Source organism: Mycobacteriales bacterium (assembly GCA_035504215.1).
In the GTDB taxonomy this organism is placed as follows: Bacteria; Actinomycetota; Actinomycetes; order JAFAQI01; family JAFAQI01; genus DATAUK01.
In genome coordinates this window covers 1-10473 of sequence record DATJSI010000020.1, presented here as the reverse complement: position 1 = coordinate 10473, position 10473 = coordinate 1, and the positions used below count along the sequence as shown (strand labels likewise).

The following is a 10473-nucleotide window of genomic DNA, read 5'->3' as shown; positions in this document are numbered from 1 at the left end:
GAGATCCTGCGCGACCTGCTCATCGACCCACGCAAGAACTACCAACCCCGAGGCATCCCACCCGGCCCAGCACCCAAAAAGCGATAACCCGAACCTGCACAATGCAGGTTCAGGCCATTCCGATGTCCCGAGACATCACATAAGTGCCCCCGACAGGATTTGAACCTGTGACCTACCGCTTAGGAGGCGGTTGCTCTATCCCCTGAGCTACGAGGGCGGGGCGCCGGCAACGCCGGACCGTCGAGCGGCCTACCACGAATGGCAGCCACGAAACGACTTTTCCACAGTCTGCCAGGTTTATTGACGCGCCGAAGGGCACAACTCCTGCAATCGGCTGACGATGCGCCGGTCGGTGGTTACGGTCGAACGAACCTGACTGCTCTGGAGGGGGGCGGCCATGCTCGGCGACGTCAGCGTGCGGCCAGACGCCACTGTGGCGCGTCCGCATGGCGATCTCGACGTGGTGAACGTCGATGCGTTGCGCGAGCTCCTCGACGGGCTGTGTGCCGGGCCGGCCCGAACGATCATCCTCGATCTGAGCGACGTCACGTTCATGGACGTGCTGTCGCTCTCGGTGATTCTTGGTGCCGCGGACGCCATGCGCGACCTCGGCCGCCAGCTGGTGGTCGAGAACCCCAGCACCGCGGTACGACGGCTCTGCGATCTGCTCAACGCCGGCGACGTGCTGGACGCCGCCGACTCGCTGCCCTACATCGTCATTCCGCCCGCCTGCTGAACCGGACAGACCGGGCCGATTTGGCGCCGGCCCGACCGGCCCGCAATGCTGGAGTCCATGACCAGCGGACCGGTGGCGGCCGAGGGGCGACTCCTCGATGGCCGCTACCGGCTCGGAGCGCTGATCGGATCCGGCGGCGTTGCGGAGGTCTACCGGGCGGTGGATGAGCGGCTCGACCGCGGCGTCGCGGTCAAGCTGTTCAGGGGCGACGCAGCCGACCAGCTGCAGCGGCACGCCGAGGAGATGCGCACGCTGGCACGGCTGAACCACCCGTCTCTGGTCACGGTCTTCGACGCAGGGACCGATCCGGTGACCACGCAGCCCTACCTCGTCATGGAGCTGGTCGAGGGCTCGACCCTCGCGCAGACGCTGCGCAACGGCCCGCTCTCGCTCGACCGTACGACGGAAGTCGGCCTGTCGATCGCGGATGCGCTCGCCTACATTCACGGCCAGGGGCTGATCCACCGCGACGTCAAGCCGGCGAACGTGCTGATCGCCGACGGCGGCCGGGTACATCTCGCCGACTTCGGCATCGCTCGGCTCATCGATGCGGCCCATCTCACCCAGGCCGGTGACGTTCTCGGCACCCCGGCGTACTTCGCGCCGGAGCAGGTCGCCGGCGAGCCGGTAGGCCCGCCGGCCGACGTCTACGCACTCGGCCTGGTCCTGCTCGAGTGCATCACCGGTCGGCGCGAGTACGACGGCGCGCCGCTCGAGGTCGCCATGGCGAGGCTCAACCGGCCGCCAGAGCTGCCCGCCAACCTGCCGCCGGCATGGCGTGACCTGCTGGTCGGCATGACCGCCCGGCACGCGTCGTCGCGGTTGTCGGCGGCCCAGGTCGTCGACCGGCTCACCCGCATCAGCGCGGGCGACGACCGGACCGTCGCCATGGGCGCGGCGGCCACGATCGCGATGCCGGCAGCAGCCGGCGAGACGGTGGCCATGCCGATGGCGACGACCGTGATGCCGCCCGTGACGACAGCCACCCCCGTCCCGGCACCGCCGCGGCGTCGTCGCAGCCCGTGGATGGCAGTCCTCATCATCGTTGTCATCATCGCTGCGGGAGCGGTGGCCGGCGTCGTACTGGTGGACCGGCACAACAACTCCGGAAGCGGAACCGCGCACTGCTACCACAAGCCGACCCTGGCCGGGAAGCTCGAGTCCGACATGCGCCAGATCGAACGCCTGGTGTGTGCCCGATGAGGCGGTCGACGGCGGTCGCATCCACCTTCCTCGCCCTGAGCGTCGCACTCGGAGCGGCCGGGTGCGCGTCCGCGTCGAGCAGTGGCAAGATCTCGGTCGCCGCCGCCGACGCACTGAAGCCCTACGTTCACGCCGTCCGGGTCGCTGCCGCGGGCAAGCACCGCGGCCCGCTGCAGAGTGCGATCAACCAGTTGCGCTCCGAGGTGGACGCGTTGCAGCGGGACGGCAAGCTGAGCCAGTCGCGGGCGGTGAACATCCTCAACGCGGCGGACGCCTTGTTCACCGATTTCGTGGCGACGCTGCCGAGCCCGTCGCCGGCCGCATCCTCGCCGAGCCCATCGCCACCGCCGACCAGCACGAGTCCGGCCCCGACCGTGACTGTGACGATTACGCCGAGCACGAGCGGCCCGACCACCTCGCCACCGCAGCCGCCCGGTCAGACCCACACACCGCCCGGTCAGACGAAGTCGAAGGGTCCCGGCGGGCCGGGTGGTTGACCGCGGCCTCAGACGTCTGGCGGCCCGGGGAGGAGCTTTCCGGGGTTCATAATCCCGGCCGGATCCAGGGCAGCCTTGACCGCGCGCATCGCGGTGACGCCGACCGCGCCGCCGAGATCTGCCGTCACGATGTCTTGGTGCGCCGTACCGACCGCGTGATGGTGGGTGGCAGTGCCACCGGCGCCGGCGATTGCGCGGTTTGCGGCGGCCTTGGCGGCACTCCACTGCTCGATCTCATTGCCGGGTACGGCGCGGGCGAGCACGGTGAAGTACAGCGACCCGCCGGTCGGGTAGAGATGCGAGACATGACAGCCCACGAGCGGGGGTCGGTCGTCATGGGCCAGCGCTGCGGCCAACGCCGATCGCACCGCCAGATAAAGGGCCGGCAGCTGCGTCCAGGTCGTGGCCGTCTCCAGCGTCTCGGCGAGGACGCCGGCATCGAGCAGGGTGTCCCTCAGGTACGGCGCAGCGAAGCGATGCCGTTCCCACGACTGGCCCGCGCCGGTGCCGAGCGGCACCGCGTGGTCGGCACGGAGCACCCGTCGTACCTCGCGGCGCCGGTGGTGGACGTCGCGCCGGCCGCCTTCGTAGCCGACGATGAGCAGGCACCCGGTGCGCACGCCGCGCAGTCGTAGATAGCCGCCGAGCGCACGGCGCTGCCACCCCGCGGTCCCGGACATCGCCATCGAGATCCGCGTCTCGTCCGGGTCGGAGAGTCGGACGATGTCGGGTCTCGGACCGTCCTGCGCGAGCCGCCGGAGGATGCGCAGGCCGTGGTCCCAATCGCGCGCGACCCAACCCTCGTAGTGGGTGACATCGGGGAGCCGGCGTACCCGCAGCGTCACCTCGGTCACGACGCCGAAGATGCCCTCGGAGCCGAGCACTAGGCGGCGCAGATCCGGGCCGGCCGCGCTGCCGGCCACCGGTCCGAGCACCAACTCACCGCTTGGGGTCTGCAGGCGGCAGCCGACGACGAGGTCGTCGATCCTGCCGACCCCGCTGGAGGCCTGGCCGGCGGATCGCGTGACGACGTAGCCGCCGAGCGTCGCTCGCTCGAAGCTCTGCGGGACGTGGCCGATGGTCAGGCCGTGCGCCGAGAGGGCGCGCTCCGCGTCCGGCGTACGAACGCCTGGTTCGAAGGTCGCGGTCAGCGACTCCGGGTCCACGGCGAGCAGCCGGTCGAGCCGGCCGAGGTCGAGCGCGACCACGGACTCGCAGCTGCCGCGCAACGCTGACAGCCCGCCGACGACGCTCGTCCCGCCGCCCCACGGCACGACCGCCACCCGTTCGCGCGAGCAGATGCTCAGGACATCGGCGACCGCGGCGGTGGTTGGCGGCAGCAGAACCGCGTCCGGCGCATCCGCGGCATCGCCGCTCCGGCGCCGGACCAGGTCGAGGTAGGCCTGCCCGCCGGCGTGCCGGGCCCGGGTCTCGTCGTCGTCGAGAACTCCGGCTGCGCCGAGTGCCTCGACGAACAGGTTCTTTATGGGTGCCGGCAAGCGAGAGGGTGGTAGCGCGACTTCAGTCACCGAGACCGGTCGCTGCGGCGTGAGCGGGCCGAGCGCCGGCTTCAGAAGCGCACGCGCCGGCGCGCTCAGCTCGGGTTGCGAGGCTCCCCAAGCCGTCCAGGGGATAGAGTCCATTGCGCTACAGTGTGACATATGCCGTCCCAACGTCACAAGGCTGCTGCTACTGCCTTGGAGGTTGACCGGATGGCGTCCGCAGACCGGGACCTGCCCACCGCCGTCGCGGCGGCAGTCCGCGAGTCGGTCGCAGCAGTCGGCGTGCGGCGTACGACGTTGACCGATGTGGCCCGGCTCGCCGGTGTCAGCCGCATGACGCTCTACCGGATGGTCCCGGACGTCGAGACGCTGCTGCTCACCGTGCTTACCCACGACTTCGAGGCGTTGCTGGCAGACATCGAGTCCGCCACGTCTCGGCGGCGGACCGCGCGAGCGCGCTTGGTCGCCGTAGCCGTCGAGACCGCTCGCCGGCTGCCCCGCGAGCCGCTGTTCGCCCGAATCCTCGACGTGGACCCTGAGCTGCTCCTGCCCTACCTCACCTCGCGCCTCGGGTCGACCCAACGGCTGGCACTCGAACGCATCGAGCTCGCGGTCGAGGCGGGCCAGGCCGATCGCTCGATCCGGCGTGGCGACCCGACGCTGATCGCGATCGGTGTGTTGACGACGGTCGTGCCTTGGGTCGTGTCCGCGCGCGTGATCGACCGCCTCGGCCGTGACGATGCACTCGACGAGCTGGCCCGAGGGCTCGATGGCTGGTTGCGGCCATGACGTCCACCTACCTGACCGCCCGGCGGCGGAGCGACGATCTGGCGGCATTGCTCGACGGCGCGCCGGTCGATGTCCTCGTGGTCGGCGGTGGGGTCACCGGCGCAGGCGTCGCACTCGATGCTGCGAGCAGAGGTCTGTCCGTCGCGCTGATCGAACGCAACGACCTCGCCGCAGGGACCAGCCGCTGGTCGAGCAAGCTCGCCCACGGTGGCATCCGTTACATCGCGGCCGGCCAGATCGGTGTGGCGTGGGAGTCAGCGGTCGAGCGCAACCGGCTCGTGACGAGGATCGCACCGCATCTCGTCCAGCCGATGCGGTTCTTGATGCCGTACTTCCCCGACCGCCCGCGTGGCAGCCGGGCCGCCACCAGGCTGCTGTTCACCGTCGCCGACGGCTTGCGGGCGGCCTCGGACACGCCGGCCTGGCTGCCTCGTACGGCGTGGGCCGATGCCGCCGCCGTGCGCTCGCTGGCGCCCACCTTGCTTCCGACCAATGGCGCTCACGTCCATGTCGACGGCGCCTTGGAGGACGACGCGCGGCTCGTGGTCGCCCTCGCGCGTACCGCGGCAGCGCACGGCGCACGGGTTGTCACACACTGCCGCGCGGTGGAGCTCGCTGCCGACGGCGCGCAGGTTCGCGACGAGCTGACCGGCGACACGGGGGAGATCCGTGCGCGTGCAGTCGTCGTCGCCGCGGGCGTCTGGTCCGGAGGTCTTGTTGACGACGTACCACTCAGGCCGAGCAAGGGCGCGCATCTCGTGGTCCGCGCGGAGGCGCTGGGCCACCCGCGGGTGGCGGTCAACCTGCTGTTGCCGGGCACCATCAACCGGTCGGTGTTCGCCCAGCCGCGTCCCGACGGCACCGTGCTGCTCGGCCTGACCGACGATGCGGTGGACGCGATCGATGACGTTCCTGCGGTCACCGACGAGGACGAACGGTTCCTGCTCGGGGCGGTGTCGCGAAGGATGTCGCGACCGCTCACCGGCGATGACGTCATCGGCCGGTACGCCGGCCTGCGTCCCCTGCTCGGAGACGAGCAGGGCTCGACCTCGGCGGACCTGTCCCGGCGGCACGCGCTGCTCGATCGCGGCGGAGTGCTGGTGATCGTGGGCGGCAAGCTCACGACCTACCGCCGCATGGCACAGGACGCCGTCGACCGGGTCGCGCAGCGCCTCGACCACGGAGTCGGTTGCCGCACGATCGACCTACCGCTCGTGGGGGCCGCCGCCCGGGCCGATGGTCGCGCGCCACGACTGCAGCGCCGCTTCGGCGCCGAGGCCGACCTGGTGGCGCACGCCGGGCCGAGCGAGCCGATCGCCGAAGGAGTCCCTGCCCTGCGCTGCGAAGCCGCCTGGGCGATCGACGCCGAAGGGGCGGTCACGGCCGAGGACGTCCTCGACCGGCGACTGCGGCTGGATCTCGTGCCGGCCTGGCGCGCCGCCGCTGCGCCGTACGTCGACGAGCTGCTCTCGTCGAGGGGCTAGCGCTGCCGACTCAGCGGATGTGGGTGCCGCTGATCGCGCGGGCGATCACGAGTCGCTGGATCTCGCTGGTGCCCTCGAAGATCGTGTAGATCTTCGCGTCTCGGTGCATGCGCTCGACCGGGTAGTCACGGGTGTAGCCGTTGCCGCCGAGGATCTGGATCGCCTGCTCGGTCACCCAGACCGCGGTCTCACCGGCGAACAGCTTGCACTGCGAGCCCTCGGCGCCCGCGAACTCGTGCCCCTGCCGAGCCATCCACGCCGCGCGCCAGACCAGCAGCCGTGAAGCGTCGATCCGGGTCTTCATGTCGGCGAGCTTGAAGGCGATGCCCTGGTTCTCGATGATCGGTCGGCCGAACTGCTCGCGCTGCTTCGCATAGTCGAGCGCGACCTCGTACGCCGCCCGGGCGATGCCCACCGCCTGTGCTCCGACGGTCGGCCGGGTGCGCTCGAAGGTCGCCATCGAGGGTTGCGACCGCCCGCTGCTCGCCCCTTCGCGGGCCCGGTGCAGTCGCTCGTCGAGGCGCTCCTTGCCGCCGAGCAGGTACCTGCCGGGGAGCCGGACGTCGTCAAGAACGACCTCGGCGGTATGCGACGCGCGGATGCCGTGCTTCTTGAACTTCTGGCCCTGGCTCAGCCCTCTGGTGCCGGGTGGCACCGCGAACGACGCCTGCCCGCGGGTGCCGAGCGTCGGGTCCACGCTCGCGACCACGACGTGCCAGTCCGCGATCCCGCCGTTGGTCGCCCAGGTCTTGGTGCCGTTGAGCACCCATTCGTCGTTGGCTTGGTCGTAGACAGCGCGGGTCTTCATCGCGCCGACGTCGCTGCCGGCATCCGGTTCCGAAGAACAGAACGCGCCGAGCTTCGGCTCCTCGGCGGTGCCGTACATCGCCGCGACGAACTCGCCGATCTGCTCCGGTGTGCCGTTCGCGCTCACCGCGGCGGCAGCCAGCCCGGTGCCCATCAGCGACAGCCCGATGCCGGCGTCGCCCCAGAACAGCTCCTCGGAAGCGATCACCATGCCGAGGCCGGTGTCGTCGAACCACTGCTGAGCCATGAAGTCGAGGGAGTAGATCCCGACCTTCGCGGCCTCCTTGATCACCGGCCAGGGTGTCTCTTCGCGTTCGTCCCACTCGTGGGCGGCCGGCCGGATCACCTCTGCGGCAAAGTCGTGCAGCCACTTGCGCAGCGTGACCTGGTCCTCGGTCAAGTCGAGGGAGAACTCGGCCACGACGTGCACCTCCTTGGATCGAACCGGCTTCGGATCCAGTGTGACGCACGGGCAGTTTGGGCGGAGCCGCGCGGGCTGACACTATGCACGCCGTGAAGGTCGTTGCGTCGTACGCCGTGAAGGGCGGGGTCGGCAAGACCGCGGCCGCGGTCAACCTGGCCTGGCTGTCGGCCCAGGATGGCTACCGCACGCTGTTGTGGGATCTCGACTCGCAGGCCGGCGCGACCTTCCTGCTGCGTGGCAAGTCGAAGGTGAAGGGTGGCAGTCGCCGCCTGTTGCAAGGCAAGAGCGACGCCCTGCGTGCGGTGCGGGCTACCCCGGACCGTGGCCTCGACCTGCTGCCGGCGGATACGACGTACGCCGGAACCGATGTCGATCTCGGCGCGATGAAGCGCAGCGAGCAGCGGATCGCGAGGGTGCTGAGCGGCTTCAAGGACGACTACGACGTCGTGATCCTCGACTGCCCGGCCGGGCTTTCCCTGCTCTCGACCAACGTGGTCAGTGCCGCGGACCTCGTGCTCGTGCCGATCGTGCCGTCGCCACTGTCACTGCGAACCCTCGACCACGTGGTCGATCTGGCCAACCAGACCAAGAGCCGGGCGGTCGTGCTGGCCTTCCTGTCGATGGTCGAACGCCGCCGGGCCTTGCACCGTGACGTCGTCGACCTGCTGCACGGGCGGTACGCCGACGTCGCGCGAGCGGTCGTGCCGAGCAGCGCGCTGATCGAACGGATGGGCCAGCGCCGGCGGCCGGTCGTGGCCACCTCGCCCGAGAGCGTGGCCGCCGCCGCGTATCGAGATCTCTGGGCCGAGGTCCGCACCCGCTTGGGAGTCAGCCGGGCAGGGGAGTCGCCGTCCGGCTAGGTCGTTCATCCGGCGTTAACCTCTCGTTCGCCTACCCCTAGGGTATGGAGCGTGCGCCTACGGCTGACGCCCCGCGAGACGGTTTTCTACGACATGTTCGCCACCGCAGGGAACAACCTGCTGGAGGGCGCCCGTGTCCTCGAGCAGCTGCTGACGGTCTCCCGGCCGGGCCGTGCTGTGCTGGCCAAACAGCTGAGCGATCTCGAACATGTCGGAGACGACCGCACCCACCAGATCATGCGCGAGGTCAACTCGACCTTCGTGACGCCGTTTGATCGCGAGGACATCTACCGGCTGGCCAGCCGGCTCGACGACGTCCTCGACTTCTTCGAGGCGGCGGGCGACCTCGTGGTTCTCTACGACCTCGAGATCCTGCCCCTCGAGATGCCTCGCATGGCCGAGATCCTGGTGCGTGGTGCGGAGCTCACCGCCGGCGCGATGCCGCGACTGCGCTCTCTGGAGAACCTCAGCGACTACTGGATCGAGGTCAACCGGCTCGAGGACGACGCCGACCGGCTGTACCGAAGGTTCGTGGCGCGCCTGTTCGGCGGTGACTTCGATGCACTCACGGTCATGAAGCTCAAGGAGATCGCCGAGCAGCTCGAAGGTGCCGCCGACGCGCTGGAGAACGTCGCGAACACCGTCGAGACGATCGCCGTCAAAGAGTCCTGAGCCGCTCCCTTGGAGACCGTCGGCCTGGTCGTGCTGATCGTCGTTGCCCTCGGCTTCGACTACACCAACGGTTTCCACGACGCGGCGAACGCGATTGCGACGTCGGTGTCGACCCGCGCGTTGAGCCCGCGCGCCGCTCTCACCCTTGCCGCGATCTTCAACCTGTTGGGGTCGCTCGTTTCGACCAAGGTGGCGAACACCGTCGGGGGCATCATCTCGGCACCGGCGACCGCAGAGGGCCTGACCGTCGTCTTCGCGGCAGTCGTTGGTGCGACCATCTGGAACCTGATCACGTGGTACTTCGGGCTGCCCTCGTCCTCGTCCCATGCCCTGATCGGCGGCCTGTGCGGGGCGGCAATCGCTTCGAGTGGCCATGTGAAGTGGAACGCGGTCGTACAGAAGGTCGTCATACCGATGGTGCTGTCGCCGGTCGTCGGCTTCGTGCTCGCGTTCATCGTGATGCTCATCGTGCTGTGGGGGTTGCGCGGGGTGAAGCCGCGCGAGGCCAACGTCGGCTTCCGGATCGGGCAATGGGGATCCTCAGCCGCGATGGCCTTCGGCCACGGGCTCCAGGACGCGCAGAAAACCATGGGGGTGATCGCCCTCGCGCTGGTCGTGACTCACCACCTGTCGGTGTTCATGGTTCCGATCTGGGTGAAAGTGCTGTGCGCGATGGCGATCAGCGCCGGTACGGCGTCGGGCGGCTGGCGGATCATGCGCACACTCGGCCGCCGCGTCTACAAGCTGGACAACGCCTCCGCCTTCGTTGCGCAGTCGGTGGCCTCGGCGGTCCTGCTCACAACCGCCTATGTGTACGCGGCTCCGATCTCCACCACGCACGTCATCACGTCGTCGGTGATGGGAGCCGGTGCCACCCGGAGGATGTCCGCGGTTCGATGGGGAGTGGCCGGGAACATCCTGCTGGCGTGGGTGCTCACCCTGCCGGCTGCGGGTCTGATGGCGGCCGGGGTCTTCGGCCTGGTCCATCTCGTGGTCAGGTGAGCTCGCGGCGCTTCTCGCCGCCGAACAGCGACGGTCGCTCCGGCGGCTGCCGCATCGGGCCGGCATTCGCGACGATGACCGCGACCCACGGCAGGACCAGGGCGAGCACGATCGCCACTACCCTGATCCATCCGGTCAGCAGGAAGACCGCGAGGACGAAGGCGACCACCCGGACGCCCATGGTGATCAGGTAGCGCCGCTCCCGCCGCCGCCGCTCCTCGGCCGGGCTGACGGGCGCCGTGGTCACCAGGACCGGCTGGTCACCCTGGGCGGACACCCGTCCAGTGTGCGCCCTGCTCGAGTGGGCGCCGGCAGGGGCAGGGTGACGGGGCGCTCTCACCCGGTGGGACCTACCCGAATCGGCCGGTGATGTAGTCCTCGGTCCGCTTCTCAGTCGGGTTCGTGAAGATCTTCTGGGTCGCGTCTACCTCGACCAGCGCGCCCGGCTCGCCGGGCCCCTTGAGGGTGAAGAACGCCGTGGTGTCGGAAACCCGCGC

12 protein-coding genes and 1 tRNA gene are annotated in these 10473 nt (G+C 69.8%); 8 read left to right on the top strand and 5 right to left on the bottom strand.

The genetic code is table 11. The features are described 5' to 3' along the window. Positions 1-144: 144 nt before the first annotated feature. A tRNA-Arg gene (locus VME70_01845) sits at positions 145-217 on the bottom strand. Between the two features lie 180 nt (positions 218-397). On the opposite strand from VME70_01845, the gene VME70_01840 reads away from it, so the two are divergent. Genes VME70_01840 through VME70_01830 form a run of 3 tightly spaced genes read left to right on the top strand, consistent with a single transcriptional unit; the run spans position 398 to position 2436 of the window. Next, on the top strand, positions 398-736 hold the full coding sequence (locus VME70_01840) for an STAS domain-containing protein (protein HTW18935.1): 339 nt from the start codon (positions 398-400) through the stop codon (positions 734-736). Between the two features lie 57 nt (positions 737-793). Then, a complete protein-coding gene (locus VME70_01835) occupies positions 794-1939 on the top strand; it encodes a serine/threonine-protein kinase (protein ID HTW18934.1) in 1146 nt (381 codons plus the stop codon). Next, on the top strand, positions 1936-2436 hold the full coding sequence (locus VME70_01830; GenBank protein ID HTW18933.1) for a hypothetical protein: 501 nt from the start codon (positions 1936-1938) through the stop codon (positions 2434-2436). The genes VME70_01835 and VME70_01830 overlap by 4 nt, the downstream gene beginning before the upstream one ends. Before the next feature lie 8 nt (positions 2437-2444). On the opposite strand, the gene VME70_01825 is transcribed toward VME70_01830, so the two are convergent. Then, complete coding sequence (locus tag VME70_01825) at positions 2445-3935, bottom strand: FAD-binding oxidoreductase (protein ID HTW18932.1); 1491 nt, start codon at positions 3933-3935, stop codon at positions 2445-2447. Between the two features lie 213 nt (positions 3936-4148). On the opposite strand from VME70_01825, the gene VME70_01820 reads away from it, so the two are divergent. Both VME70_01820 and VME70_01815 read left to right on the top strand, forming a co-directional pair. After that, entirely contained in the window at positions 4149-4727 is a 579-nt protein-coding gene (locus VME70_01820) for a TetR/AcrR family transcriptional regulator (GenBank protein HTW18931.1), read from the top strand. Next, complete coding sequence (locus VME70_01815) at positions 4724-6211, top strand: FAD-dependent oxidoreductase (GenBank protein HTW18930.1); 1488 nt, start codon at positions 4724-4726, stop codon at positions 6209-6211. Before VME70_01820 ends, VME70_01815 begins: the two co-directional genes overlap by 4 nt. Before the next feature lie 10 nt (positions 6212-6221). Here the strand turns inward: VME70_01815 and VME70_01810 are convergent, their stop codons facing one another. Then, the gene (locus tag VME70_01810) at positions 6222-7439 is read right to left on the bottom strand and encodes an acyl-CoA dehydrogenase family protein (protein HTW18929.1); all 1218 of its coding nucleotides are present in this window, start codon (positions 7437-7439) and stop codon (positions 6222-6224) included. Positions 7440-7531: 92 nt separating this feature from the next. Between VME70_01810 and VME70_01805 the strand changes: the two genes are divergently transcribed. Genes VME70_01805 through VME70_01795 form a run of 3 tightly spaced genes read left to right on the top strand, consistent with a single transcriptional unit; the run spans position 7532 to position 9976 of the window. Further along, a complete protein-coding gene (locus VME70_01805) occupies positions 7532-8302 on the top strand; it encodes a ParA family protein (GenBank protein HTW18928.1) in 771 nt (256 codons plus the stop codon). A 51-nt stretch (positions 8303-8353) separates the two neighbouring features. Further along, positions 8354-8974: a DUF47 family protein gene (locus VME70_01800; GenBank protein HTW18927.1), complete on the top strand. Its 621-nt coding sequence runs from the start codon at positions 8354-8356 to the stop codon at positions 8972-8974. Positions 8975-8983: 9 nt separating this feature from the next. Continuing rightward, positions 8984-9976: an inorganic phosphate transporter gene (locus tag VME70_01795; protein ID HTW18926.1), complete on the top strand. Its 993-nt coding sequence runs from the start codon at positions 8984-8986 to the stop codon at positions 9974-9976. Here VME70_01795 and VME70_01790 read toward each other — a convergent pair. After that, positions 9969-10253: a DUF3099 domain-containing protein gene (locus VME70_01790; GenBank protein ID HTW18925.1), complete on the bottom strand. Its 285-nt coding sequence runs from the start codon at positions 10251-10253 to the stop codon at positions 9969-9971. The genes VME70_01795 and VME70_01790 overlap by 8 nt on opposite strands. 73 nt (positions 10254-10326) lie before the next feature. Beyond that, positions 10327-10473 (bottom strand): phosphate ABC transporter ATP-binding protein (pstB, locus tag VME70_01785; GenBank protein HTW18924.1); only part of this gene is annotated, 147 nt, incomplete at its 5' end.

What these genes read in the sequence shown, in the direction of transcription:
- VME70_01840 (HTW18935.1), top strand. Translation starts at nt 398, where the DNA reads ATGCTCGGCGACGTCAGCGTGCGGCCAGACGCCACTGTGGCGCGTCCG.
- VME70_01835 (HTW18934.1), top strand. Translation starts at nt 794, where the DNA reads ATGACCAGCGGACCGGTGGCGGCCGAGGGGCGACTCCTCGATGGCCGC.
- VME70_01830 (HTW18933.1), top strand. Translation starts at nt 1,936, where the DNA reads ATGAGGCGGTCGACGGCGGTCGCATCCACCTTCCTCGCCCTGAGCGTC.
- VME70_01820 (HTW18931.1), top strand. Translation starts at nt 4,149, where the DNA reads ATGGCGTCCGCAGACCGGGACCTGCCCACCGCCGTCGCGGCGGCAGTC.
- VME70_01815 (HTW18930.1), top strand. Translation starts at nt 4,724, where the DNA reads ATGACGTCCACCTACCTGACCGCCCGGCGGCGGAGCGACGATCTGGCG.